General features: G+C 65.5%; 25 protein-coding genes. 8 read left to right on the forward strand and 17 right to left on the reverse strand.

Annotated elements, in window-relative coordinates; all coding sequences use genetic code 11:
• Window positions 1–164: 164 nt before the first annotated feature.
• The 5 genes from purH to CAF53_RS08375 all read right to left on the reverse strand — a co-directional run bounded on the left by purH (window position 165) and on the right by CAF53_RS08375 (window position 5453).
• Complete coding sequence (gene purH / locus CAF53_RS08355) at window positions 165–1754, reverse strand: bifunctional phosphoribosylaminoimidazolecarboxamide formyltransferase/IMP cyclohydrolase (protein ID WP_100237820.1); 1590 nt, start codon at window positions 1752–1754, stop codon at window positions 165–167.
• A 202-nt stretch (window positions 1755–1956) separates the two neighbouring features.
• A complete protein-coding gene (gene ssb, locus CAF53_RS08360) occupies window positions 1957–2529 on the reverse strand; it encodes a single-stranded DNA-binding protein (RefSeq protein ID WP_046762208.1) in 573 nt (190 codons plus the stop codon).
• 26 nt (window positions 2530–2555) lie between these two features.
• Complete coding sequence (locus CAF53_RS08365; protein WP_100237821.1) at window positions 2556–4430, reverse strand: ferrous iron transporter B; 1875 nt, start codon at window positions 4428–4430, stop codon at window positions 2556–2558.
• Window positions 4427–4699: a FeoA family protein gene (locus CAF53_RS08370; RefSeq protein WP_046762210.1), complete on the reverse strand. Its 273-nt coding sequence runs from the start codon at window positions 4697–4699 to the stop codon at window positions 4427–4429. The genes CAF53_RS08365 and CAF53_RS08370 overlap by 4 nt, the downstream gene beginning before the upstream one ends.
• Before the next feature lie 88 nt (window positions 4700–4787).
• A complete protein-coding gene (locus CAF53_RS08375; protein ID WP_100237822.1) occupies window positions 4788–5453 on the reverse strand; it encodes a COQ9 family protein in 666 nt (221 codons plus the stop codon).
• A 212-nt stretch (window positions 5454–5665) separates the two neighbouring features.
• Between CAF53_RS08375 and CAF53_RS08380 the strand changes: the two genes are divergently transcribed.
• Window positions 5666–6748 (forward strand): alkene reductase, encoded by a 1083-nt coding sequence (locus CAF53_RS08380; RefSeq protein ID WP_100237823.1) that lies wholly within the window; start codon window positions 5666–5668, stop codon window positions 6746–6748.
• A 54-nt stretch (window positions 6749–6802) separates the two neighbouring features.
• On the opposite strand, the gene ribH is transcribed toward CAF53_RS08380, so the two are convergent.
• The 9 genes from ribH to CAF53_RS08425 all read right to left on the reverse strand — a co-directional run bounded on the left by ribH (window position 6803) and on the right by CAF53_RS08425 (window position 17478).
• Window positions 6803–7225: a 6,7-dimethyl-8-ribityllumazine synthase gene (gene ribH / locus CAF53_RS08385; protein ID WP_046762213.1), complete on the reverse strand. Its 423-nt coding sequence runs from the start codon at window positions 7223–7225 to the stop codon at window positions 6803–6805.
• 11 nt (window positions 7226–7236) lie between these two features.
• Window positions 7237–8520: a 3,4-dihydroxy-2-butanone-4-phosphate synthase gene (gene ribB / locus CAF53_RS08390; RefSeq protein ID WP_100237824.1), complete on the reverse strand. Its 1284-nt coding sequence runs from the start codon at window positions 8518–8520 to the stop codon at window positions 7237–7239.
• Between the two features lie 103 nt (window positions 8521–8623).
• The gene (locus CAF53_RS08395) at window positions 8624–9238 is read right to left on the reverse strand and encodes a riboflavin synthase (protein ID WP_100237825.1); all 615 of its coding nucleotides are present in this window, start codon (window positions 9236–9238) and stop codon (window positions 8624–8626) included.
• Window positions 9239–9344: 106 nt separating this feature from the next.
• On the reverse strand, window positions 9345–10358 hold the full coding sequence (gene ribD / locus CAF53_RS08400; RefSeq protein ID WP_269748615.1) for a bifunctional diaminohydroxyphosphoribosylaminopyrimidine deaminase/5-amino-6-(5-phosphoribosylamino)uracil reductase RibD: 1014 nt from the start codon (window positions 10356–10358) through the stop codon (window positions 9345–9347).
• Window positions 10355–10870, reverse strand: a complete 516-nt coding sequence (locus CAF53_RS08405; RefSeq protein ID WP_100237826.1) for a hypothetical protein — start codon at window positions 10868–10870, stop codon at window positions 10355–10357. Before CAF53_RS08405 ends, ribD begins: the two co-directional genes overlap by 4 nt.
• Before the next feature lie 23 nt (window positions 10871–10893).
• Window positions 10894–11592, reverse strand: coding sequence for an energy transducer TonB (locus CAF53_RS08410; RefSeq protein ID WP_242443407.1), 699 nt, complete (start codon window positions 11590–11592; stop codon window positions 10894–10896).
• 116 nt (window positions 11593–11708) lie between these two features.
• Window positions 11709–12974 carry a DUF445 domain-containing protein gene (locus CAF53_RS08415; protein ID WP_100237827.1) on the reverse strand — a complete coding sequence of 422 codons (1266 nt, stop codon included), beginning with the start codon at window positions 12972–12974 and terminating at the stop codon, window positions 11709–11711.
• Between the two features lie 63 nt (window positions 12975–13037).
• The gene (locus CAF53_RS08420; protein ID WP_046762220.1) at window positions 13038–16196 is read right to left on the reverse strand and encodes an efflux RND transporter permease subunit; all 3159 of its coding nucleotides are present in this window, start codon (window positions 16194–16196) and stop codon (window positions 13038–13040) included.
• 109 nt (window positions 16197–16305) lie between these two features.
• Entirely contained in the window at window positions 16306–17478 is a 1173-nt protein-coding gene (locus tag CAF53_RS08425; protein ID WP_100237828.1) for an efflux RND transporter periplasmic adaptor subunit, read from the reverse strand.
• A gap of 294 nt (window positions 17479–17772) precedes the next feature.
• Between CAF53_RS08425 and CAF53_RS08430 the strand changes: the two genes are divergently transcribed.
• On the forward strand, window positions 17773–18021 hold the full coding sequence (locus CAF53_RS08430) for a GlsB/YeaQ/YmgE family stress response membrane protein (RefSeq protein WP_046762222.1): 249 nt from the start codon (window positions 17773–17775) through the stop codon (window positions 18019–18021).
• 59 nt (window positions 18022–18080) lie between these two features.
• On the opposite strand, the gene CAF53_RS08435 is transcribed toward CAF53_RS08430, so the two are convergent.
• The 3 genes from CAF53_RS08435 to CAF53_RS08445 all read right to left on the reverse strand — a co-directional run bounded on the left by CAF53_RS08435 (window position 18081) and on the right by CAF53_RS08445 (window position 19199).
• Window positions 18081–18335 (reverse strand): GlsB/YeaQ/YmgE family stress response membrane protein, encoded by a 255-nt coding sequence (locus CAF53_RS08435; RefSeq protein ID WP_046762223.1) that lies wholly within the window; start codon window positions 18333–18335, stop codon window positions 18081–18083.
• A gap of 158 nt (window positions 18336–18493) precedes the next feature.
• Window positions 18494–18793, reverse strand: coding sequence for a DUF1153 domain-containing protein (locus CAF53_RS08440; RefSeq protein WP_007687284.1), 300 nt, complete (start codon window positions 18791–18793; stop codon window positions 18494–18496).
• Between the two features lie 109 nt (window positions 18794–18902).
• A complete protein-coding gene (locus CAF53_RS08445) occupies window positions 18903–19199 on the reverse strand; it encodes a hypothetical protein (RefSeq protein ID WP_046762224.1) in 297 nt (98 codons plus the stop codon).
• Between the two features lie 124 nt (window positions 19200–19323).
• Between CAF53_RS08445 and mnmA the strand changes: the two genes are divergently transcribed.
• The 6 genes from mnmA to CAF53_RS08475 all read left to right on the forward strand — a co-directional run bounded on the left by mnmA (window position 19324) and on the right by CAF53_RS08475 (window position 26202).
• A complete protein-coding gene (mnmA, locus tag CAF53_RS08450) occupies window positions 19324–20430 on the forward strand; it encodes a tRNA 2-thiouridine(34) synthase MnmA (protein ID WP_100237829.1) in 1107 nt (368 codons plus the stop codon).
• 41 nt (window positions 20431–20471) lie between these two features.
• Window positions 20472–21134 carry an ATP phosphoribosyltransferase gene (gene hisG, locus CAF53_RS08455; RefSeq protein ID WP_100237830.1) on the forward strand — a complete coding sequence of 221 codons (663 nt, stop codon included), beginning with the start codon at window positions 20472–20474 and terminating at the stop codon, window positions 21132–21134.
• On the forward strand, window positions 21124–22413 hold the full coding sequence (hisD, locus tag CAF53_RS08460) for a histidinol dehydrogenase (protein WP_100237831.1): 1290 nt from the start codon (window positions 21124–21126) through the stop codon (window positions 22411–22413). Before hisG ends, hisD begins: the two co-directional genes overlap by 11 nt.
• 49 nt (window positions 22414–22462) lie before the next feature.
• Complete coding sequence (nusB, locus tag CAF53_RS08465; RefSeq protein ID WP_046762228.1) at window positions 22463–22909, forward strand: transcription antitermination factor NusB; 447 nt, start codon at window positions 22463–22465, stop codon at window positions 22907–22909.
• 27 nt (window positions 22910–22936) lie between these two features.
• Complete coding sequence (gene thiL / locus CAF53_RS08470; protein ID WP_100237832.1) at window positions 22937–23851, forward strand: thiamine-phosphate kinase; 915 nt, start codon at window positions 22937–22939, stop codon at window positions 23849–23851.
• A gap of 227 nt (window positions 23852–24078) precedes the next feature.
• On the forward strand, window positions 24079–26202 hold the full coding sequence (locus CAF53_RS08475) for a sodium-translocating pyrophosphatase (RefSeq protein WP_100237833.1): 2124 nt from the start codon (window positions 24079–24081) through the stop codon (window positions 26200–26202).
• The last annotated feature ends 54 nt before the right edge of the window (window positions 26203–26256 follow it).

Consider the following 26256-nt stretch of genomic DNA (forward strand, 5'->3'; position numbering starts at 1 on the left):
AACATTATCGGTCTGCCCAACGCCTGACGTGGGAGTGGGGTCACCCCTTCAAATAAGCTTCATGCAGGCAGTTGGAAAGGGCCAGTTCGCAAAAATTGGCTGAAAACCGCTATTTTTGCGGATGCGAAAGGATCGATCGCCCCTTCGCATCCGCGTCATTTTCATCAATGGCGGAAGTGGCGCATGCCGGTGAAGACCATCGCCAGACCCGCTTCGTCGGCCGCCGCGATCACTTCCTCGTCCCGGATCGAACCGCCCGGCTGGATCACCGCCGTCGCGCCCGCCTCGACCGCTGCCAGCAGGCCGTCGGCAAAGGGGAAGAAGGCATCGGATGCCACCGCCGAACCGATGGTGCGTGGCTGTGCCCAGCCCGCCTTTTCGGCGGCATCCTTCGCCTTCCAGGCGGCGATGCGGGCGGATTCGAGGCGGTTCATCTGGCCTGCGCCGATGCCGGCCGTGCTGTTGCCCTGGGCATAGACGATGGCGTTCGACTTCACATGCTTGGCGACGGTCCAGGCGAACAGGCAGTCGTCGAGTTCCTGCTGTGTCGGCGCGCGCTTGGTCACGACCTTGAGCTGATCGCGGCTGATGCGGCCATTGTCGCGGCCCTGCACCAAAAGGCCGCCGGCAATGCTCTTGATCTGGAGGCCGTTACGCGCCGGATCGGGCAGTTCGCCCGTCAGCAGCAGGCGGAGATTCTTCTTCTTCGCGAAGATCGCCCTGGCATCATCATCGGCGCCAGGCGCGGCGACGACTTCGGTGAAGATGCCGCTGATCGCTTCGGCGGTGGGACCATCGAGCGGGCGGTTGACGGCGATGATGCCGCCGAAGGCGGATACGCTGTCGCAGGCGAGCGCGGCTTCATAGGCCTCGATCAGCGTGGCGCCTGTGGCGACGCCGCACGGGTTGGCGTGCTTGACGATCACCACGGTCGGCGGGCCGTCGCGGAACTCGCTGACCAGTTCCAGCGCGGCGTCGGCATCGTTGTAATTATTGTAGCTCAGTTCCTTGCCCTGGATTTGCTGCGCCTGCGCGATGCCGTTCGCGCCAGGACCGACCGGCAGGTACAGCGCAGCCGACTGGTGCGGGTTTTCACCATAGCGCAGCGTCGACCCCAGCTTGCTGGAGACCGAAAGGCTTTCGGGGAACTGCACGCCCTGATCGACGAAGGCGCACCAGCTTGCGATCATCGAATCATAGGCGGCGGTGGCGGCATAGGCCTTGGCCGCGAGCATGCGGCGGAAATCATAGCTGGTCGCGCCGCCCTTCTCCTCCATTTCCGCGATCAGACGGGCATAGTCGGCGGGATCGGTGACGATCGCCACGCTTTCATGATTCTTCGCCGCCGAACGGACCATGGAGGGGCCGCCAATGTCGATATTCTCGATGATCTCCTCGCGCCCCGCCCCCTTGGCGACAGTGGCGGCGAAGGGATAGAGGTTGACGACCACCAGATCGATCGCGCCGATCTCATGCTCGTTCATCGATGCGACGTGATCGGGATTGTCGCGCACGGCGAGCAGGCCGCCATGGACCTTGGGGTGGAGCGTCTTGACGCGGCCGTCCATCATCTCGGGAAAGCCGGTGAGGTCGGAAATATCCTTCACCTCCAACCCCGCCTCGCGCAGCGCCTTGGCCGTGCCGCCGGTCGATACCAGTTCGACGCCATGCTTGCCCAGTGCCTGGCCCAGTTCGATGAGGCCGGACTTGTCCGATACGGAAAGGAGGGCGCGTTTGATGGTGACGTCTGACATGAAGGTGCTTCCTGCTGCTGTTCGGGTGCCGCTCAGGCTTGCCGCAGCCCTCTAGAGCCATTTGGAGCGAAAGGGAACATTGCACCGCTCCGCATGGAACGACCATGTGCGATGCGTCGCCATCCCCCATCCACCGCCAAAGAAAAAAGCGCCTCAGCCTGGCGGTTGGAGGCGCTTTCTCTGCTTTACGGGGTCAATGCCGTCAGAACGGCACTTCATCGTCCAGGTCGTTGTCGAAATTCGGGCCGCCCGTGCTGCCGCGACCGCTTCCCGACGAACGGCCGGAGGCGCCGCCGAAGCCACCGCCGCTGAAATCGTCATAATCGCCGCCGCCAAAGCCGCTCGATCCGCCGCTCCAGTCGCCGCCGCCCTGGGAGCGGCCGCCACCGCCAAAGCCGCCGCCCTGGCCGCCGCCACCGCCCGGCGCGCCGTCCAGCATGGTCAGCACCGCGCTCGGCCCCTGCAACACGACTTCGGTGGTGTAGCGGTCATTGCCCGACTGGTCCTGCCACTTGCGGGTTTGCAGCTTGCCCTCGACATAGACCTTGCTGCCCTTGCGCAGATAGCGTTCGGCGACACCGGCCAGACCTTCGGAGAAGATCGCGACGCTGTGCCATTCGGTGCGCTCCTTGCGCTCCCCCGAATTGCGGTCCTTCCATGTTTCGGAGGTCGCAATGCGAATATTGCACACCTTGCCGCCATTCTGGAAGCTGCGGACTTCCGGGTCCGCGCCCAGATTGCCCACCAGAATGACCTTGTTGACCGAACCCGCCATGTTTCCTCCGATACTTTAGCTGGCCCTTATAGCCCCGCCACGGTGGCGGTCCAGTAGGTGAGGCCCGCGGCGGCATAGGCCAGCACAAAAAGATAGCCGATCATGAACAGCGGCCATTTCCAGCCATTGGTCTCGCGCCGGGTGACGGCGATGGTGGAAATGCACTGCGGCGCGAAGACGAACCAGGCGAGGAAGGCGAGTGCTGTCGGCAGCGGCCATTTGTCCTTGAGTCGATCGCCCAGGCTCCGCTCCAGCTTCGCCTCATCCTCATCCGCGTCGAGCGAATAGACCGTCGCCAGGGCCGATACCGCCACTTCGCGGGCGGCCATGGCGGGGATCAGCGCCAGCGAGATGTCGCGGTTGAAGCCGATCGGCTCCAGCACGACGTTGAGCCCATTGGCGATGCGCCCGGCGACCGAATAATTGACCTGGCTGACGCCGCTATGCTCCGGCGCCTTGGGGAAACTGAGCAGCATCCAGAGGATCACGGTCGAGGTGAAGATGATCGTGCCTGCACGCTTGAGGAAGATCACCGCGCGCTGCCACAGGCCCAGGATGATGTCCTGCGGGCGGGGCCACTGATATTTGGGCATTTCCATCAGGAAACCGCCGCTCGCTCCCTTGGTCACGGTACGGCGCAGCACCAGCGCCGCCAGCATCGCGCCGACGATCCCCGAAATATAGAGGCAGAAGAGGACCAGCCCCTGCAAACCGATGCCCAAAGGCCCAAATCCCAGTGCTACTGTGCGCGCCGGGATGAAGGCGCCGATGATCACCGCATAGACCGGCAGGCGCGCCGAACAGGTCATCAGCGGCGCGATCAGGATCGTGGTCAGCCGGTCCTTGGGATCGGATATGGTGCGGGTCGCCATGATCCCCGGCACCGCGCAGGCGAAGGAGGAGAGGAGAGGAATGAAGGCGCGGCCCGACAGCCCCACCCTCGCCATCAACCCGTCCATCAGGAAGGCGGCGCGGACCATATAGCCGGTCGCCTCCAGCATCAGGATGAAGAAGAAGAGGATCAGGATCTGCGGCAGGAAGGTGATGACCGATCCCACGCCGTTGATCACGCCATCGACCAGGAAGGAGCGCAGCAGACCGTCCGGCAGCGTTGCCGCCACCGCGTCGCCGGCGGAGGTGACGAGGCCCTCGATCATCGCGATCGGCGCTTCCGACCAGGCATAGACCGCCTGGAACATCACGAACAGCAGCGCGAGCAGCAGGATCAGCCCGGCCGTGGGATGCAGCGCCACCCGGTCGACGGCGGCGGTCAGGCGGCGCGACGGGGTTTCGCGGACGATGGCGGAGCGCGCTATGCGACGCGCTTCCTGGCGCAGACCTTCGAAATCACGATGTTCGCCCGAAGGCCGGACCCTGCCCGCATTCGCGTCGAGCATGGATTCCAGTTCGGTCCGCAGATGATCGAGGCCGCGCTTGCGCACGGCGACGGTGGAGATCACCGGCACACCCAACTCGCGCGAGAGGATGTGGGCGTCTAGTTCCAGCCCGTCGCGGGTGGCTAGATCGACCATGTTGAGCGCGACGATGGTCGGCAGGCCCAGTGCGATCAGTTCCAGCGCGAAGCGCAGATGATTGTCGAGGTTGGAGGCGTCGACCACCACCACCAGCGCATCGGGCAGGCGCTCGCCCGCCTGCTTGCCCAGGATGACGTCGCGCGTCACCTGCTCGTCGGGGCTGGTGGGGTTGAGGCTGTAGGTGCCGGGCAGGTCGACCAGTTCGATCGGACGGCCGTCCGACAGGGAGAAACGGCCCGCTTTGCGTTCCACCGTGACGCCGGGATAATTGCCCAGCTTCTGCCGCGCGCCGGTCAGGGCGTTGAACAGGGCGCTCTTGCCGGCATTGGGATTGCCGACCAGCGCGATCAACGGCAGGCCGGTCATGCCTCGTCGTCCGCCCGAAGCCCGTCCTGCGGCCCCGTCCGGACCGTTATGGCGGCGGCATGGTTACGGCGCATGGCAATCGTCATGCGACCGACCTTGCACGCGATGGGACCGCGGCCCAGCAGCCCCCCATGGTGCAATGCCTCCACGCTGGCTCCTTCACACAGGCCGAATTCGCGGAGTCGTTGTCCGTCGGACGCGGACAGGGCGTTCCAGTCGATCAGGTCCACATAAGCGGGTTGGCGCAGCGGCAGGTCGGTCAGGCGCAAGGGTAAGGCACTCGTCATTTACTTCTGCGAGTGACTATCAATACCGATTGGAAAAGGCCAGCGTGAATCCGTACCGGGCCGTGGCGGATTATATGGCGGGGTAACGCAGCCGGCCGATGAAGCGCGACAGGCTGAGGCGTTCGCCGCCGCCTATCCCCTTCCACTGCGCCTTGGCGCGTTCGAACCGCATCACGCCCTCGATCCGGCGGGCCAGGAAAGCACGGGTTTCGGTCCAATCCTCGCTCTCGTCATCGACGAAAACCAGCAGGGTCGCGGCATAAACGCCGGCCAGCGTCAGGCGCTTGGAATAATGGTTGAGATCGGTCGTCTCGTCGCCCGCCGCGCGCCACATGCCGTCCGCCGCGCGCCAGCCGAGCTTGGCGGCACGGGCGGCATGGCGAGGCATGGCGAGGATCGCCTGCGCCCGGCGCAACGCTTCGCGGTCGCGCGCCAGAAGGGTGAGGCGGGTTTCGATGAGCGAGATGATGCGTCGGCGAATCGAGAGCGTGGCGAGTTTTTCCGGCGCCAGCGCATCCAGCATCCGCATGTCGATGCTGGCGAACCAGGCGTCGATCATGTCCATTGCCCCACCCGGAAAGGCCAGCGCCGCGATGTCGGAGTCGATGCCGCACTGCTCCGCTGCCATGGTCACCGCCTCCGCGCGCCAGCCATCGAAGGCGGCGTGGCGGGGCAATATGGGGGCAAGCGCGGCACGCACTTCGTCCAGCGTCATATCTTGGTGCGTCGGTGTCATGGCCGGGTTCTACGCGCCGCCGGGCGGGCGCACAAGCGTCAGCGCCGCTGGGGCCTGGTTCCGGTGCGGGATGATATTAGCCAGACTCGGCACAGGGAAAGCAAATCTTGGCGGGGTCACCAAAGGAAAGAGGGTTGAAGCGGCCACGATGGTCGCTTAGCTGGCATCAGTGAATCCCGTTGCAATATGCAACTTCAAAGAGGGAATATGTCATGGCCAATCTGTTCGAACCGGTGCGACTTGGCGCCATCCAGGCCTCCAATCGCGTGCTGATGGCGCCGTTGACCCGCGCCCGCGCGACCCGCGACCATGTGCCGACGCCGATCATGGCGGATTATTATCGCCAGCGCGCCTCGGCGGGCCTGATCATCAGCGAGGGCGTCGGCGTCTCGCAGCAGGGCCTGGGCTGGCCGCATGCGGCGGGCCTGTGGTCGGCCGAGCAGGTCGAGGGCTGGAAGCCGGTGACGGCGGCCGTGCATGAAGCGGGCGGGCGCATCTTCGCCCAGCTCTGGCATATGGGGCGGCTGGTGCATAGCAGCGTGACGGGCGAGCAGCCGGTATCCCCCAGCCCGATCACGGCGCCCGGCCGTGCGCACACCTATGAGGGCAACAAATCCTATGAGCAGCCGCGGGCGCTGGACGTCGAGGAAATTCCCGATGTCATCCAGACCTATGTGACCGCCGCGCGCAACGCGATCGAGGCCGGATTCGACGGGGTTCAGATCCACGGTGCCAACGGCTATCTGATCGATGAATTCCTGCGCGACGGCGTCAACAGGCGGGAGGACGCCTATGGCGGTCCGCCGGAAAATCGTGTGCGTCTGCTGCGGGAGATCACGCAGGCGGTGGCCGATGCCATCGGTGCGGACCGGACAGCGGTGCGCCTGTCGCTGAACGGTGACACGCAGGGCACCGACGACAGCGATCCCGCCAGCCTGTCGCTCGCGGTGGCGAAGGCGCTGGACCCGATCGGGCTTGCCTTCCTCGAACTGCGCGAATTGCGGCCCGACGGCACGCGCGGCGCCACCAATGTGCCGCGCCAGTCGCCGCTCATCCGCCAGCATTATGCGGGGCCGCTGGTCCTCAACAGCGACTATGACACGGCCCGGGCCGAGGCCGATCTGGACAGCGGGCTGGCGCAGGCGATCAGCTTCGGCCGGCCCTTCATTGCCAATCCGGACCTGCCGGAACGGCTGTCGTCCGGCGCATCGCTTAACCCGTTGCAGGAGGAGACATTATATACGCAGGGCGCCGAAGGCTATGTCGATTACCCGGCGCTGGAAAAGGTGGCCTGAACGAAAAAGGGCCGCTCCATCGGGCGGCCCTTTTCTCCGTCGGCGATCGCGGGTTCAGACGGCGAATTTCTCGCGCAGGGCGAGCATGGCCATGGCCGCCTTGGCGGCTTCGCCACCCTTGTCCTTTTCCTGCTTTTTCGCGCGGGTCAGCGCCTGGGCTTCATTCTCGACCGTCAATATGCCGTTGCCGATCGGAATGCCGTCCATGCTGAGCGCCATCAGCCCGCGCGCGCTCTCGTTCGACACCACTTCGAAATGATAGGTTTCGCCGCGGATCACCACGCCGATCGCGATAAAGCCGTCATAGCGGCCGGTTTCCGCCGCCAGCGCCACCGCGCCGGGAATTTCCAGCGCGCCCGGAACTGTCACCACCTCATATTTATGCCCTTCATCGTCCAGCGCAGCGACGGCGCCTTCGATCAGCAGGTCGTTGAGATGGTCGTAGAAGCGTGCCTCGACGATCAGGAACTTGGCCACGATATATCCCCTTAAAGCTCGATTGCCCGCTGCCCAACCACGGCCAGGTCATAGCCGTCAAGCGCGATCAGGCTGTGGTGGCTGTTGGTGAGCAGGATCATGTCGTGCACGCCAAGGTCCGCCAGTATCTGCGCACCCACGCCATAGTCGCGCAATTCGTCCATGCCGGAGCCGGGCTGTCCGGCATGATGGCGCAGGATGCGGCTGATGAATTCGCCCGGCGCCTGGCTCGTCAGGGCGACGATGATGCCCGATCCATGGTCGGCGATCAGTTCCATCGACTTGGCGAGCAGGCCGTTGCGCGGCCCGTTGGCGCCGTAGACATCGTCCAGCAGCGAAAGCTGGTGCATGCGGACCAGCGTCGGTTCGTCGGGGCTGACATTGCCCTTCTGCAGCACGAGCTGCTCGGTCTGGGTCGCCTTGTTGTAGAAGCTGATCGCTTTCCAGTCGCCGCCCCACTGGCTGCGGAAGACGGTTTCGGCACGGCGTTCGACCATATGATCATGCCGGCGGCGATAGGCGATCAGGTCGCGGATCGTGCCGATCTTCATCTTGTGCTTCTGGGCGAAGGGGATGAGGTCGTCCAGGCGCGCCATGGTGCCGTCATCCTTCATCACCTCGCAGATGACGCCGGACGGGTTGAGGCCGGCCAGCCGCGCCACGTCCACCGCCGCCTCGGTATGGCCGGTGCGCACCAGCACGCCGCCGTCCTTGGCCACCAGGGGGAAGACATGGCCCGGGGTGACGATATCCTCGCGGCTCTTCGATCCGTCGATCGCGACGGAGATGGTGCGGGCGCGGTCGGCGGCGCTGATGCCGGTGGTGACGCCTTCGCGCGCCTCGATCGACACGGTGAAGGCGGTTTCATGCCGGGTGCCGTTGTTGCGGCTCATCAGGCCCAGGCCCAGATGATCGACCCGGTCCTTGGTCAGCGCCAGGCAGATAAGGCCGCGGCCATGCGTCGCCATGAAATTGATCGCATCGGGTGTCGCCATCTGCGCCGGGATCACCAGATCGCCCTCATTTTCCCGATCCTCGTCATCGACCAGAATGAACATGCGGCCGTTGCGGGCTTCGTTGATGATCTCCTCGGGTGAGGCGAGCGCGGTGCCGCCCTCCCGCTTGGCGAGATAGGCTTCCAGCTTCCCCAGCGTTTCGGCGGTCGGGTTCCAGTCGCTCTCGCCCAGCTTGCGCAGCGAATTGGCATGCAGCCCGGCGGCGCGGGCCAGACCGGAACGGGACAGGCCACCATCGGTGACGAGCGAACGGACGGTATCGATGAGGGCTGATGACACGGAACGACTCCTTTCCCGATCTGGGATGTGGAGCACATATCACACTGCGATGTGATTTGTTCAAGCGCAAATCACATCGAGCACTGCATTTTGTTCGGCCCGGTCAGGCTGCCCGGTTGCGCAACGCCTGCATGCGGTCGAGATAGCGGGCCAGTACATCGATCTCCAGATTGAAGGCGCGTCCTTTGGGCAGGCCATCCAGCGTCGTCGCGGCTGCGGTGTGGGGAATGATGTTCAGGCCGAAATGCACGCTGCCGTCGGGCTGATCCTCCACCATGTTGACCGTCAGCGAGATGCCGTCGACCGTGATCGATCCCTTGGCGGCCAAGGCTGGTGCCAGTGCGGCGGGCGCGGCGATGACGAGGCGGGTCGAATCGCCCTCTGCCGTGGCTGACACCAAGATGCCGATACCGTCGACATGGCCGGTGACGATATGGCCGCCCAGCTCATCCCCGACCTTCAGCGCGCGTTCGAGGTTGAGGCGGCCGCCCACCTTCCACAGGTCCGGTGCGGTGCGGGCGACGGTTTCGGCGGACAGGTCGACCGCGAACCAGTCGGGCCCCTTTTCCACCACGGTCAGGCAGGCACCCGAACAGGCGATCGATGCGCCGATGGCGACGCCTTCCATGTCATAGGCGCAGCCGATGACGAGGCGCAGGTCGCCGCGCTGGTCCGCCGCGCGGATGGTGCCGATGTCGGTGATGATGCCGGTGAACATGAAGCGGGGCCTGTCAATTCCGTGGGACGTGCGCCGTGATCTAGAGCGATTTCACATAAGATGGAACATCTGAAGGCGCGGAAATCGCGGAAAACAAGGACGCGCTCTATGCCTTCCGGCTTCTCCCGTACACTTCCAGCCGGTCATGGCCCAATCGTCGTTCGTCGCTGAGGCGCCACCTGCCATGCGCCTCGGCAAGGTCGGTCAGGCCGATATCGCCGATGCCCGCCAGCCCTTTGCCGATCACGATCGGCGCGCGGTAGAGCAGCAGGCGGTCGACCAGATCGGCGCGCAGGAAGGCGGCGGCGGTGCGGGCGCCGCCTTCGACCAGAAGGTGGTCGACATGGGCCAAGGCGGCAATATCCTCCGGCGTGGCGATCCGTTCCCATCCCTCCGGCGCATCGCCATGGCTAAGCAGCAGGCGACGGGGCGAGCGGTCTTCCAGACCGGCCAAGCGCACGTCGAGGCGCGGCGCATCGGCGCGCAGCGTGCCGCCGCCCACCAATATGGCGTCATGGCGCGCCCGTTCCAGATGGGCATGGGCACGGGCGTCTGGGCCGGTGATCCAGCGGCTGGATCCGTCGCTGAGCGCGATCCGCCCGTCCAGCGACAGGCCGAGCTTGAGCGTGACCGCCGGGCGGCCGAGCGTCTGGCGCAGCACGAAGCCGCACATCGCGGCGGCGGCTTCCTCCGCCATCAGCCCCATTTCGACGGCGATGCCGCGCTTGCGCAGCCAGGCGGCGCCCTGCCCGTCGGTGCGCGGATCGGGATCGCGCAGCGCGATGACGACGCGGCGCACCCCGGCACGGACCATCAGATCGGCGCAGCGCGGGCCACGCGGGGAAAGGTGGAAACATGGTTCCAGCGTCACATAGGCGGTGGCGCCCCGCGCGCGGTCCATCGCTTCGTCCAGTGCCTGCGCCTCGGCATGGGGGCGGCCGCCCTTCTGCGTCCAGCCGCGTCCGACGACCCGGCCGTCCTTGACGATCAGGCAGCCGACATTGGGATTGGGCGTCGAAAGGCCGCGCCCGCGTTCCGACAGGGCGATGGCGACAGCCATGAAGCGCCGGTCCGTTGCGGGATCGGCGGGCGGAACGACGGCTTTGGAACGGGTGCTCAGGGCTGGCTCGCTCCCGCCCCGCGCTTTTCGTCCGCCTCCGCCTTGGCAAGCCGGGCGTCGAGCTGGGCGTTGACATATTTCAACGCCTCCTTGCGACGCGCGCCGTTGCGGGCGGCTTCTTCCTTCCACTCGATGCCGAAGGCGTCCGCGAATCCCTGCATCCGCTTCTGCTCCTTGGCCAGCGCAGCCTCGCTTTTGGCGAGGTCGATCTTCTGCTGGAGGATGATCGCGGCGTCGGACCGGTTGGCGTTCCAGCTCTCGACATAGATGATCTTGTTGCGGGTCGGCATGGTGTTGGTGTTGGCGTCGACGATGAAGGCCCAGATGATGACCCAGGTGAGCGCGACGGACAGGCCCAGCAACGGCCATTTATGGGGTTGGTCCTTGCCAAAATAGCTCCACAGGTCGCTGAGCGCGCTCTTGGGGGACACCGGACGGGGGAAGATCGCCATGGCGCCGATATAGGGCAAGGCGGGGCCGGATGCAAAAGCGCTGTTGTCCCACGCGGTCATGACCGGCCCCCTTTGCTTTGATTTCAGACGTCTGCGAGGCGGAAATAGACCGTCAGCACCTTGGTCGAACTGACCGCCAACCCATCCCGAGTCGCCGGGCGGAAACGCCATTTGCGCAAGGCGTGGCGCTGGGTGGTGAGCCAGAAGGATTCATCGGTGGCCGACAATCGTTCGATGTCGATGACATGGCCGTCCGCGGCGATGGTCACGCGGACGGTGACCTTGCCCTCCATTCCCTGTCGGACCATCGTGCCGGGATAGTCGGGTTGAAACGCGGCGAGGGCGCGCGGATCGATCGAGGCGTCGACCAGCACCGGATCGGGCATGGGCGGCGTGACCGGTGACGTGATCTCGATTCCCTTGCCATTGTCCATGCCGGCAAAGGGCTTGGCTTCGACCTTGTAGCCCGCCTCGGACGGGGGAGGGGTGACGACCGGTTTTTCCACCACGGTCGGATGGGATTGCGGCTCGACCTTGCTTTCGGTTTCCGGCGGCGTCTGTTCCGGAGGCGGCGGATCGTCCGGCACGGCATAGGTCCTCAATATGTCCGGCTTGAAGGTGTCGATCATTTCCTTGGGCATCAGCAGGAATATCCCGGCCGCCAGCGCATGGATGGCCACCGCGCCGCCTATGCCGATCGGGGACCGGCCGCCGCTGCGGTAGCCGGAAGATCCTTCGCCGCCTGTCGCCCCGCCTGCTGTCCGCAACATCATCAGTCGCATATCGCACCCTCCAGTTGCGCGATTCTCCATGGGATCGCAATGTGATGATACAACATTTTTCTATGATATGTTGCAACATTAATTTTGAGGAGGCGATGACCTTTGCGGAAAGCGGTTTACAGCAGGGTGTCGATCGCGTGGAGGGCAAGGCCGACCAGCCCGCCGACCAGCGTACCGTTGATGCGGATATATTGCAGGTCGCGGCCGACCGCATGTTCCAGCCGGCTGGTGACGGTGCCCGCGTCCCAGCCGCGCACGGTTTCGCTGACCAGCTTGACGATCGAGTCGCCATAGCTGGCCGTGGCCCCCACGGCGACACGGCGCATGAAGCGGTTGATCAGCAGGCGCAGCCGGGCATCGTCCTGAAGCGTGCCGCCCAGTTGGCGCAGCGCTTCGCCCAGCCGCCCGGCCATCGCCTTGCCCGGATCGCGCACCGCCCGCAGCAGGCCTGTGCGCGCCTGCTCCCACAGGCCGTCGATCCAGCGCTGCATTGCCGGATTGTCGACGATCTCGTCGCGGACGCGGGCGACGCGGGCCTGCATCTCCGGATCGAATTGCAAGTCGGCGGCGAGCTTTGCCATGCCTTCCTCCGCCTTCAGCCGCAGGCTGTGGCCGGGATCGTCGGCCATGTCGGCGAGCAGCCTGCGCAGACCGTCGATGATCGCATTGGCAAGATTCTCGTCGAGGCCGGTCCAGCGCAATATCTTGCCCGATCGGTCATGCACCATCTGGCGGATCAGATGGTCGTTCGCCTCCAGCGTACGGTCGGCCCAGTGGATGATGCCGTCCATCACCGGGGCATGGCGGCCATCGCGCATGGCCGCTTCCAACGCCTGCCCGATCAGGGGGGCGAGGTTCATGGCGCGCAGCCGATGGGCGATGGTGCCCTTCACCATGCCGCCGAGGCGTTCCTGGTCCAGTGCCTCCAATATGTCGGCGGCGAGGCGGGAGGCGCCCTCGCGCAGCCTGCCGTCGCCGCCGGACGGGCTGGACAGGAATCGCCCCGCCGCACCGGCCATGTCCAGCCGCTGCATTCGCCGGGCGACCACGGCGGGTGTCAGGAAATTGTCGCGCAGGAAAAGAGCGAGCGTGTCCCCGATCCGGTCCTTGTTGCGGGGGATGATCGCGGTGTGCGGGATCGGCAGGCCGAGCGGATGACGAAACAGCGCCGTCACGGCGAACCAGTCGGCCAGGCCGCCGACCATCGCCGCCTCGGCAAAGGCCTGGACGAAGCCGATTGCGGGATGAAGATGTGCGGTGGCCCGGGCGGCGAGGAAGAGCGCCGCCATCGCCATCAGCATGCCCGTGGCCACCAGCCGCATGCGCCGCGCCGGATGGATGGGGCTGTCGGCATCGGGCCGGGGCAGGGCGAGCAACTTCATCACTCTCCCAACGGTTACGCCGCCGTTTCGTTCAGGCAAGCGCTTCTTTTCCCGGCCGCGCCTTTATTCCGCCGGCTGGACGCCTGCCGCCTTGTTGTCGCCGGGCTTGTAGGTCAGCAGGCGACGGCCAAGGCGCGGTCCGACCCACTCCTCGATCCCCAGCGCCAGGCTGAAGGTAGCAGGCACGATCACCAGCGTCAGCAGCGTGGACAGCAGAAGGCCGCCGATCACGGTGATGCCCATCGGCGCGCGCCAGGCGCCGTCGCCACCCAGCGACAGGGCGGTCGGCACCATGCCGGCCACCATCGCCACGGTGGTCATGACGATCGGCTGGGCGCGCTTGTGCCCGGCGTCGATGATCGCCTCCAGCTTGGGGACGCCCTTGCCCATCTCCTCCAGCGCGAAGTCGATGACCAGGATCGAGTTCTTGGCGACGATGCCCAGCAGCATCAGCAGGCCGATCAGCACCGGCATCGACACCGGATTGCCGGTCAGATGCAGCGCGATCGCTCCGCCCAGCGGTGCCAGCAGCAGCGATCCCAGATTGACGAAGGGCGGCATCAGGCGCTTGTAGAGGAGGGTCAGCACCGCCAGCACCAGCAAGATGCCGGAGATGACCGCGATGGCGAAATTCTGGATCATCTCGGCCTGCCACTTGCTGTCGCCGGTATTCAGCTTCTGCACGCCCAATATCTTGCCGGCGGCGATGGCCTGCATCGTCGGCAGCGCGTTGATCTTGGCCATGGCCTGGCTGGTGACGACGCCCGGCGCCAGGTCCGCGCCTACGACGATGCGGCGGATCTGGTTGTAACGGCGGATCTGCGTCGGCCCGGCGCCGAATTCGATGTCGGCCACGACCTTCAGCGGGACGGAACCCCCGTTGACCGTCGGCACCGGCATATTTTCGATCGTCGCAATGTCGCGGCGGCTGTGTTCCGCGACGGCCACGCGGATCGGAATCTGCCGGTCCGACAGCGAGAATTTGGCGCTGTTCTGGTCGATGTCGCCGATCGTCGCGACGCGGATCGTCTGGCTGAGCGCGGCGGTCGTGACGCCCAGGCTGGCGGCCAGGTCGAAACGCGGCTTGATGACGATTTCGGGACGGTTCATGTCGCCCGCCACCCGCGGTGCGCGGATTTCATGGATGCCCGCCATTTCCGACACCAGCTTGTTGGCGGTCTGCTCCAGCTTCACCGGATCGTCGCTGCCGAACATGATGATGATGTCGCGGCCGAAGCCGCCACCGGACTGGGACTGGAAATTGACCCGTGCATCCGCGACCTGCTGGAACTGGGGCGCGACCTTGCGCTCCCATTCGACCGAGGACATCGGCCGGTTCTTCCGGAGCGTCAGGTAGATGTCGGCGCCGGTCGTCTGGATATCGGCAAAGGCGGCCTCGACCATGTCCTTGTCCGACGCCAGCATGTCCGCCACCTTGCGGGTAATAGCCGTGGTCTGCTGCAAGGTGCTGCCGGGCACGGTTTCGACCTTCACCTGGCTGAAATCCGTGTCGATGGAGGGCTGGAACGACATGGGCAATGTCCCGAAGGCCAGGATCGTCGCGGCGAACGCCAGGAAGCCCATGCCCATCGTCCAGATGCGATGGTCGCGAATCCAGGCCGTGAAGCGCGCCGCACCGCCGCGCGCGCGATGGGCGACGGCCCGGCGCTCGTCCAGCGACCAGCGCAGCACCGCCATATAGGCATCCATCAGCCAGCCCTCGCCATGGCTTTCCTGCCCATGCGCCTTCAGGAAATAGGCGGCGATCATCGGCGTGATCAGGCGCGCCACGGCCAGGCTGAGGAGCACCGCGACGACCACGGTCATGCCGAACTGGATGAAGAACTGGCCCGAAATGCCCGGCATCAGCGCCACCGGCAGGAACACCGCGACGATCGCCATGGTGGTGGCCAATACCGCAAGGCCGATTTCGTCGGCGGCGTCGATGGAGGCCTGATAGGCGCTTTTGCCCATGCGCATGTGGCGCACGATATTCTCGATCTCCACGATGGCGTCATCGACCAGCACGCCCGCGACCAGGCTCAACGCCAGCAGCGAGACGCCGTTCAGGGTGAAGCCCATCATTTCCATGAACCAGAAGGCCGGAATCGCGGACAGCGGAATGGCGAGCGCCGAGATCATGGTGGCGCGCCAGTCGCGCAGGAACAGGAAGACGATGACCACGGCCAGCACCGCGCCTTCGATCATCGCCTGCATGGCGCTGTGATATTGACCCTTGGTATATTCGACGCTGGTGTAAAGCTGCTTGTACTGGACCTTGGGATTTTCCTTCCTGAGCTGGTCCAGCACCTTCATCGCTTCGTCGAACACGGTGACGTCGGACGATCCCTTGGCCTTTTCCATGCTGAAGCTGGTCACCTGCCGACCATTCATCAGGGAAAGGGAGCGTTGCTCGGCATACATGTCGCGCACATCGGCCAGGTCCGCCAGCTTGACGGTCCGCCCGCCGCCAATGGCGATCTGGGTCTGGCCCAGCGCATAGGCGTCGCGGGCGTTGCCCAGCACGCGGATCGCCTGTTCGGCGCCGGCGATCTCGGTACGGCCGCCCGCTGCATTCAGATTGACCTGCTGGAGCTGCTGATTGACCTGGCTGGCGGTGATGCCGTGCGACTGAAGCTTGGCGGGGTTCAGGATGACGCGGATTTCGCGGGACACGCCGCCGCCGCGCTTGACCGCCGCCATGCCCGGCACGGCCAGCAGACGCTTGGCGACGGTGTTGTCGACATACCAGGACAGTTCCTCCAGCGTCATGTCGGTCGCTTCGGCGCTGAAATAGGCGATCGGCCCGCCCTCAATGTCGACGCGGCTGACCTGCGGTTCCAAAATCCCCTCGGGAAGGTCGCTGCGAATCTGGTCGACGGCGTTCTTCACATCGTTGACGGCGCGGTCGACCGGCGTGCCGATCTGGAACTGCACATTGGTGTTCGACTGGCCCTCCGACACCCAGGAGGTGATTTCGTCCACGCCGCTGATGCCGCGCACGGCGGCTTCGATGCGCTGCGTAACCTGCGTCTCCAGTTCGGTCGGTGCGGCGCCGGGTTGCCGCACGACGACGCTCGCCATGGGGAAGCTGACGTCGGGATTCTGGTTGACGTCCATCCGGCTGAAGCTGACCAGCCCGGCCAGCAGCAGCGCGACGAACAGCACGATCGGCGACACCGGGTTGCGGATGGCCCAGGCGGAAATATTACGAAAACTCATGACGGCTTCCTCGCCTGCCGGTGGCCACGCAAGTTTTTGTTGTTGCATCGTTTCAAGCGGAAAACCGGTTCCCACTTTTCCGCACGATGCTTTGGCGCGCCCCGCCGCTTCATCTGGACTTGCTGACTTCCGGCTTCACCTTCTGCCCCGGCGTCAGGAAGGCGCCGGCCGAAGCCACGATGCGTTCATTGCCGTTGAGGCCGTTCAGGATCGACACGCCCGCGTCGGTCACCTGGCCGATCTGGACGTCACGCCGCTGCACTTCGTCGCGGCCGTTGACGACATAGACATAATTGCCCTTCTCGTCGCTCTGCACAGCCGATTCCGGCAGCATCGGCGCGGAACCCGTCCCGCTGACGATCGCGGCTGAGGCGAAGCCGCCCGGACGGATCGCCGGATTGTAGGGAATGGCGATGCGGGCGATGCCCTGACGGCTCTGATTGTCGACCACCGGGGATACCTGCCAGACGCGGCCCGCGAATTGGGCCGTTCCGCCGACCGGAGTCACGGTGGCGGCATTGCCGGGGCGCAGCGCGGCCAGGTCGCCTTCGCTTACCTGGGCCAGCATTTCCATTTCCCCGTCCTTGGCCATGCGGAACAGAACGGCGCTGCCCGATCCGACGATCTGACCCGGTTCCACCGTGCGGGTCAGTACCAGACCTGCCGCGGGCGCGCGGATGTCGAGACGGCCGGTGCGGGCACGCTGCTCGGCCAATTGGGCAATGGCGACGTTGACGCGCGCATTGGCGGCATCGCGTGTCGCGGTGCGTTGGTCGATGTCGGCCTGGCTGATGAAACCGCGCGAGACCAGCGCCTTGGCACGGTCGAGCTGAGCCTGCGCCAGTTTCGCATCGGCGCGGTTGACCTCCACCTGCGCGGCGAGCGAGCGGATCTGCTCGGTCTGGACGGAGCGTTCGACGGTCGCCAGCACCTGGCCGGCGCGCACCCAGTCGCCCGGCTGGACCAGCACCCGTGTCACGGCGCCCCCTTCTCCAACCACGCCGACCGGCATGTCGACCCGCGCGGCGAGCGATCCGGTGGCGTTGATCATGTGCGACACCGTCGACTGGCCGGGACTGATGACGGTCACGACAGGCCTTTGAACTTGTGCCGTGCCGGTTTCCGCGCCCTTCCCGCGCATGCTGACCCAGGTGGCGATCGCGATCAGGACGATGGCGATCACCGCGCCGATCATGAGCCGGCGGCGCCAGATCGGACGTTCCTCCGGCTCATCAAGCATGTTCGCCGGGACATCGCCGACCAGTTGGGTTTCGTAATTCATCCTGAATCCATCTTTCGGCCAAAGAGCGCCGCGTGGAGTGCTGTATTATATGAATACATCACCCGGCTCAAGCCCCCATATGAAGGATCGGCGCCCTTCCCCAAAATCGTCCGGCACGATGTCGAAACGATGGGCCGCGCCCTTGCCAAAACCGGACGATTGTGGCGCTATAGCCGGGTCCGGAGCATGCTGCGTCCAATGCCCGATGGGGTGGCCAGCAGTTCCTTGTTATTGCATCGTTTCAGGCGCGAAGCCGGGTTCCGCCTTGCGTGATCTGGCAACCAGGGGAGTGGGATGGAATTTCTGGGTTGGATCATCGTCGGGCTTTTTGCAGGTGCCCTGGCCCGGTTGGTCATGCCAGGCCGCAACCCCGGCGGCTGCATCCTTACCGTGTTGCTGGGCATAGCGGGTGCCCTGTTGGCCGGCTATGTCGGGCGGATGCTGGGCGTTTACCAACCGGGCGAGCAGGCCAGCTTCATCGCCGCGGTGCTGGGATCGATCGCCGTGCTGGTGATGTACCGCTTCTTCGCTGGCCGGAGCTGAAAAAAAAGGCCGCGTCATCCCGATCGACGACACGGCCTTTTCCGTTTGGACAAAATGCCTTAGCGGACGGAACCCCGGCGCACCAGGTTGACGATCGCCAGCAGGATGATCGCGCCGACCAGCGACACCAGGAAGCTGTACAGCGTCAGCCCTTCGTTGATCGAACCGCCGCTGAAGATCAGGCCGCCGACGAACGCGCCGACGATGCCGACCACGATGTTCAGCAAAATGCCCTGTTGCGCGTCGGTCCGCATTACCATGCTGGCAAGCCAGCCAATGATGCCGCCGACAACAAGCCATAAAATGATGCCCATTTCTCACTCTCCTTGGACCATAGCCCCTTTCGGGTGGGCTGATCGGTTCAACGTAGGAAGTCGGCATTACGTTCCATTTCACCTTCGCAAAGAAGAAGGCCGCCGGATGCCAGATCCGACGGCCTTCTCGTGCGACCCTTTATTCCAGAAACGGATGATCAGTATTTCTGCTGCCGTTCGTAGAGGGACTTGTAATATTGGATGCGCGTCACGCGCAGGCCATGCATGCCCGAACGGTCGACGGCGCGCTGCCAGCTCGCAAATTCCTCCAGCGTCAGCGAATAGCGGGCGCAGGCTTCATCCACGGTCAGCAGGCCGCCGTTCACGGCCGCCACGACCTCAGCCTTGCGGCGCACGACCCAGCGAGTCGTGTCCACGGGCGGCAGGCTCTCCAGAGTCAGGGGTTCTCCCAGCGGCCCGACGACCTGTGCAGGTCTGATTTTCTGGTTTTCGATCATTATCACCCTCAATAAGCGGCACTGGCGTTGCCGATTTCCAGCAGTGCGAAACTGTTTGCGCTCAAAGCCCTGAACAGGGCCTAAAGCGCCACGGTAAACGCCCCCTTCATCATCCTTGCCCCACCCTTAATCGGTTCGCGATCAACGGGTTAAAGCTGCCCGCGAGCCCTACGGCCTCGATATTGCCGCCGGAACGTGGCGCGAGGATATCGGCCAGTTCCTGGACCCAGTCGCCTTCGATCTCCTGCCCCCGCAGGACGCCCGCGACCGCCTGCGCGGTCGGGCTGGCCGCCTGCGCCGCCGCCGAAGCGGCCCGCAAGGACGGCCAGACCGGCACGCGCCGCCGGCCCGAAGGCTTGACGAAGCTGGGCTTGAGCCCGCCTGTCCGAAGGAATCCCAGATCCATGGCCAGGGGGTGTAGGGGCTAAAGGATAAGGTCCGGTAAACTTGTCCTCAAAATTGGTGATATTGATGCCGGCGCTGCCGAATCCCGCTGGAATGCGGGGGGCGGTGCGACTATATGCGCGCCCATGCAGCCCCAGTTTCAGCTCAGCGAGCCGCTCGACGCGCGGCGGATCGTCGTTGCCATGTCCGGCGGCGTGGACTCGAGTGTGGTCGCCGCGCTCGCCGCCCGCACCGGCGCGGAAACCATCGGTGTGACGCTCCAGCTCTATGACCATGGCGCGGCGGTGGGGCGTACCGGTAGCTGCTGCGCGGGGCAGGACATCCGCGACGCCCGCGCCGTCGCCGACCGCATCGGCATCGCCCATTATGTCTTCGATTATGAGAGCCGTTTCCGGGATTCGGTGATCGCCGACTTTGCCGACGAATATATGGCCGGGCGCACCCCCATCCCCTGCGTGAAGTGCAATATGGGGGTGAAATTCACCGACCTGTTCCAGATCGCGCGCGACCTGGGCGCCGACTGCCTCGCCACCGGCCATTATGTGCGCCGGGTGGAAGGGCCGCGGGGCGCCGAACTGCACCGCGCCACCGATCCGGCACGCGACCAGAGCTATTTCCTCTTCGCCACGACCCAGGCGCAACTCGATTATCTGCGCTTTCCCCTGGGTGGCCTGCCCAAGCCGCAGGTGCGGGAAATCGCGGCGGACCTCGGCCTGTCCGTCGCGATGAAGCCCGACAGCCAGGACATCTGCTTCGTGCCCGACGGCGATTATGCGAAAATCGTGCGCAAGCTGCGTCCCGACGCCGATGAAGGCGGCGATATCGTCCATATCGACGGCCGCGTCATGGGTACGCACAAGGGGATGATCCACTATACGGTCGGCCAGCGTAAGGGGTTGGAGATCGGCGGGCAGGCCGAACCGCTCTATGTCGTGCGGCTGGATGCCGAGGGGCGGCGCGTGATCGTCGGGCCCAAGGCGGCGCTGGCGGTGTCGGCGGCGCGGCTATCGGACATCAATTGGCTGGGCGGGGATTTCTCCGGGCCTTTGACGGCCAAGGTGCGGTCGATGGCCAGGCCTGTCCCGGCGCGGCTGGAGGGCGAGCGGCTGTTGTTCGACGCGCCCGAATATGGCGTCGCGCCAGGCCAGGCGGCGGTGCTCTATGCGGGCGACCGGGTGCTGGGCGGTGGCTGGATTTCGGCGACCGAGGCGGCGCTGGCGGAAGCGGCCTGAACCTTGCCCTTTTTCGCCTTCGCCAGTAAGGCGCGCGGGTCATGACTCGTCCGCTCACCTTTGCCATCCCCAAGGGGCGCATCCTCGATGAAGCGCTACCCCTGCTCGCCAAAGCCGGTATCGAACCGGAGGCGGAGTTCCATGACAAGAAAAGCCGCGCACTCCGCTTCGCCACCAATCGGCCCGATGTGTCGATCATCCGGGTGCGGGCGTTCGATGTCGCGACCTTCGTGGCGCATGGCGCGGCGCAGATCGGCATCGTCGGATCGGACGTTCTGGAGGAGTTTGATTATTCGGAGATTTACGCGCCGGTCGACCTCGACATGGGGCATTGCCGCCTGTCTGTCGCGGAACCTGTCGGCTTGTCGCAAGAGGATGAAGCGGCGCTGAGCCATGTCCGGGTCGCGACCAAATATCCTTACCTGACGCGCAAATATTATGAGGCTCGGGGCATTCAGGCTGAGTGCGTGAAGCTCAACGGCGCGATGGAACTGGCGCCCTCGCTGGGGTTGTCGCGGCGGATCGTGGACCTTGTGTCGTCGGGCGCGACGCTGAAGGCCAACGGCCTCGTCGAAACCAATGTCATCATGCAGGTGTCGGCGCGACTGATCGTCAACCGCGCCGCCTTCAAGATGCGCTCGGCGGAACTGACGCCGCTGGTCGAGGCCTTCCGCAAGGCCGTGGGGGTGAAGGATGCCGCTTAGGCTCGACAGCGCCAGCGCGGATTTCGCCGCTGCCTTCACCGTGCTGGTCGATGCCCGGCGCGAGGCGGATGAGGATGTCTCCCGCGACGTCACCGCGATCCTCAAGCGTGTGCGTGCCGAGGGCGATGCGGCGCTGGCCGATTATACCAGCCGTTTCGACCGGCACGACCTGAATGTCAGCGGCTGGGCGGTGGAGCCGGCCGAATGCCGCAAGGCGCTCGACAGCCTTTCGACCGAACTGCGCGACGCGCTGGAACTCGCGGCGGCGCGGATCACGGCCTATCATGAGAAGCAGAAGCCGCAGGACAGCGACAGCGTGGATGCTGCGGGCGTGCGTCTGGGCGCGCGCTGGAGCGCGGTGGATGCGGCCGGGCTCTATGTGCCGGGTGGCCGGGCGGCCTATCCCAGTTCGCTGCTGATGAACGTGATCCCGGCCAAGGTCGCGGGCGTCGAGCGTATCGCCATGGTGACGCCGACCCCCCATGGCGAGATCAACCCGCTGGTCCTGGCGGCGGCCAGCATCGCCGGGATCGAGGAAGTCTGGCGCGTCGGGGGTGCGCAGGCGGTGGCGGCGCTCGCCTATGGCACGGAACGGATCAGGCCGGTCGACGTCATCACCGGTCCCGGCAACGCCTGGGTCGCGGAGGCCAAGCGCCAGCTCTATGGCGTGGTCGGCATCGACATGGTGGCCGGGCCGTCCGAGATCGTCGTGGTGGCCGATGGGAAGAATGATCCCGACTGGATCGCCGCCGATCTGCTGAGTCAGTCGGAGCATGATCCGACCAGCCAGTCGATTCTCTTCACCGACGATATGGCCTTCGCCGATGCCGTGGCGGCGGCGGTGGAAAGGCGCCTGCCGCTGCTCTCGACGCAGGCGGTGGCGACGACGAGCTGGAACGCCAATGGCGCGATCATTGTGGTGCGCGATCTCGATGAAGCCATGCCGCTGGTCGATCGTCTTGCCGCCGAGCATCTGGAACTGGCGGTCGACGATCCCGATGCGCTCTTCAGGCAGGTGCGCCATGCCGGGTCGGTCTTCCTCGGCCGCATGACGCCCGAGGCGGTGGGCGATTATGTCGCCGGGCCGAACCATGTGCTGCCGACCGGGCGGCGGGCGCGCTTCTCCTCGGGGCTTTCGGTGCTCGACTTCATGAAGCGCACCAGTTTTCTCAGCCTCACGCCTGAAAGCATCGATGCCATCGGCCCTGCCGCCGTCGCTCTGGCGGAGGCGGAAGGGCTGCCGGCGCATGCGGCTTCGGTGGCGCTGCGTTTGAAATGAACATAGATGCCTTCGACAAGCCGAAGGCGAACGGTTACATGGAATCCTGATGAACGATCGCTCGAAATCCCGCTCCGCCGCGCGCCTTGCCGCGGTTCAGGCGCTCTACCAGCTTGAGATGGAGGGCACGCCGCTCCACCTGCTGCTGCATGAGTTCCACCAGCATCGCCTGGGCGCGACCATCGAGGATGTGACCTATGCCCAGGCGGAGGAGAGCTTCTTCGACGATGTGGTACAGGGCGTGGACCGCCGCCGCGAGGAGATCGACGCCCTGATCGTGGCGCGCCTTTCCAAGGGCTGGAGCCTCGAACGGCTCGACAAGCCGATGCGGCAGATCCTGCGCGCGGGCGCCTATGAACTGCTGGCCCGCAAGGATGTCGCGACCGGCACCGTCATCAGCGAATATGTCGATGTCGCCCATGCCTTTTACGACAAGCGCGAGGCAGGCTTTGTGAACGGCCTGCTCGATGCGGTGGCGAAGGACGTACGGAAATAACCGCCTTGGGGAAAACGGGAGAAAGCCATGTCCGCTGAATCCCGTTTCCTGACCCTGCTGCGCCTGCTGGCGAACGATCCCGCAGCGCAGGGCTTGCAGGATGATGTGGCGGTGCTGGAGATCGGCGGCGCGCGCCTCGTCCTCACCAGCGATACGATGGTGGAGGGGGTGCATTATCTTCCCGCCGATCCGCCCGCCGATATCGGCTGGAAGCTGGCGGCGGTGAACCTCTCCGATCTGGCGGCCAAGGGCGCGAAGCCGGTCGGCTGCCTGCTCAACTATGCGCTGTCGGGCGATGATGCCTGGGATGCCGCCTTTCTGGAAGGACTGGGCGAGGCGCTGGCCCGCCATGCCATGCCGCTGCTGGGCGGCGATACGGTCAAGATGCCGAAGGGCAGTCCGCGCAGCTACAGCCTGACCGCTTTGGGCGAAGCGACCGGCCCGGTGCCGGTGCGCGGGGGAGCCAGGGCAGGCGACCGGCTCTACCTGACCGGCCCGGTGGGCGACGCGGCAGTCGGGCTTGACCTGTTGCAATCCATGCCTGGCGCGTCCGGACCATTGGTGGAGGCCTATCGCCGGCCGCGTCCCCGCCTGGCCGAAGGCGCGCTGCTCGCCCGTCACGCTCATGCGATGATGGACGTGTCGGACGGGCTGCTGATCGACGCGGCGCGCATGGCGGCGGCGAGCGGGCTGGCCGTCACCATCGACCATATACCGCTTTCTCCAGCGCTGGAGGCGACGCGCGGCGCCAGCAATGCGGTGCAGATCGCGGCGGCGCGGGCAGGGGACGATTATGAACTGCTTTTTGCCCTGCCGGCCGTGATCAAGCCACCGGTGCGCGCGATTCCGGTGGGACGCTTTTCGCACGGGACCGGCCTTACCCTGATGATCGACGGGGTGGCCATTCCGCTGCCCGATCGGCTTGGCTGGGAACATGGCTGAAACGCGCTGATTCGTAACGGGTTGACGCGAGCCGTCCGCCCTGTAGCTTCACCCCCGACCTTTCTCAGCCCGGTAGGACCGCATGATGTGCGTGAGCCTGTTGCTGATTGACGCGGTGCCCGATGCCGGAAGCGCATGTTCCGGCCGCCCGCCCTTACGCCCTTCGCCCGTCCGTCATTCCCTGCGGAGCGGCCGATGACAGGCATAACAGGGGGAGAGGAACATTCATGCAGATTGTCACGATTGCCATAGGGTGCGGCCTGCTGGCCGTGCTCTACGGCCTGTTCACCAGTCGACAGGTGCTGGCGGCGTCCGCCGGCAATGAAACCATGCAACAGATTGCGGGCGCGATTCAGGAGGGGGCAAAGGCCTATCTCGGCCGCCAATATACGACCATCGGCATGGTCGGCGTCGTCGTCGCGGCGCTGGTCTTCTTCTTCCTCGGCGGGACGTCCGCGATAGGATTTTTGATCGGCGCGATCCTGTCGGGCGCGGCGGGCTTCATCGGCATGAACATCTCGGTGCGCGCCAATGTCCGCACCGCCGAAGCCGCGCGCGGCACGCTGCAAAGCGGGCTGACCGTCGCCTTCAGGGCGGGCGCCATCACCGGCATGCTGGTGGCGGGGCTGGCCTTGCTCGCGATTTCCGTCTTCTTCTGGTATCTGACCGGCCCCGCAGGCCATGCGCCCGACGACCGGATCGTGATCGACTCCCTCGTCGCGCTGGCCTTCGGCGCCAGCCTCATCTCCATCTTCGCGCGTCTGGGCGGCGGCATCTTCACCAAGGCGGCCGACGTCGGCGCGGACCTGGTCGGCAAGGTAGAGGCCGGCATTCCGGAGGATGACCCGCGCAACCCCGCCGTGATCGCGGACAATGTCGGCGACAATGTCGGTGACTGCGCGGGCATGGCGGCCGACTTGTTCGAAACCTATGTGGTGACGGTCGGCGCGACGATGGTGCTGACGGCATTGCTGGTGAAGGGCGTCGACAACGCCTTCCTGATGCAACTCATGTCGCTGCCGCTGATCGTCGGCGGCGTGTGCATCATCACCTCGATCATCGGCACCTATATGGTGCGGCTGGGCGCGAGCCAGTCGATCATGGGCGCGCTCTACAAGGGCTTCTGGACGACGGCGGTCCTGTCGATCCCGGCGCTTTATGCAGTGGCGCATTTCACCTTGGGCGATCTCAATGCCCGCTTCGGCACGGACCTTGACGGCAGCGGCGGCTATACCGGCATGGCGCTGTTCTGGTCGATGATGGTCGGTCTGGCGGTCACGGGCCTGATCGTCTGGATCACCGAATATTATACCGGCACCAACTATCGCCCGGTGCGCAGCATCGCTCGCGCTTCGGAGACCGGCCACGGCACCAACGTTATTCAGGGCCTGGCGGTCAGCCTGGAAGCGACCGCCCTGCCGACGCTGGTGATCGTGGCGGGCATCATCGTCGCCCATCAACTGGCGGGCCTGATCGGCATCGCCTTCGCCGCGACGGCCATGCTGGCGCTGGCGGGCATGGTGGTGGCCCTGGATGCTTACGGTCCCGTCACCGACAATGCCGGCGGCATCGCGGAAATGTCGCATCTCGACGATAGCGTGCGGGTGAAGACCGACGCGCTCGACGCCGTGGGCAACACCACCAAGGCCGTGACCAAGGGCTATGCCATCGGCTCGGCGGGCCTGGCCGCGCTGGTGCTGTTCGGCGCCTATACGGAGGATCTGAAATTCTACAACAGCGCGCTCGGCCTGACCGAGCCGGTCGATTTCAGCCTCTCCAACCCCTATGTCATCGTCGGCCTGCTGCTCGGCGCGCTGCTGCCCTATCTGTTCGGCGCGATGGGCATGACCGCCGTGGGCCGCGCCGCGGGCGACGTGGTCAAGGACGTGCGCGACCAGTTCGCCACCAACAAGGGCATCATGGAGGGCACCTCGCGCCCCGACTATGCCCGCACGGTGGACCTCGTCACCCGCGCCGCGATCAAGGAGATGATCATCCCCAGCCTGTTGCCGGTGCTGGCCCCGATCTTCGTCTATTTCGCGATTTCGGCGGTGGCGGGCACGCCCAATGGCTTTGCGGCTCTGGGCGCGCTGTTGCTGGGCGTGATCGTGTCGGGCCTGTTCGTGGCGCTCTCCATGACTTCGGGCGGCGGCGCCTGGGACAATGCCAAAAAATATATCGAGGACGGCAATCATGGCGGCAAGGGATCGGAAGCCCATAAGGCCGCAGTGACGGGCGACACGGTGGGCGATCCCTATAAGGACACGGCTGGCCCTGCGGTCAATCCGATGATCAAGATCACCAACATCGTCGCCCTGCTGCTGCTGGCCGCCTTGGCGCACGGCGCGTAACACCCCGTTAAAAAAGGGAAAGACAGGGAAATGGCCCCGCCTTATAAAGAGGCG

Source organism: Sphingobium sp. LB126 (assembly GCF_002795205.1).
GTDB lineage: Bacteria > Pseudomonadota > Alphaproteobacteria > Sphingomonadales > Sphingomonadaceae > Sphingobium > Sphingobium chungbukense.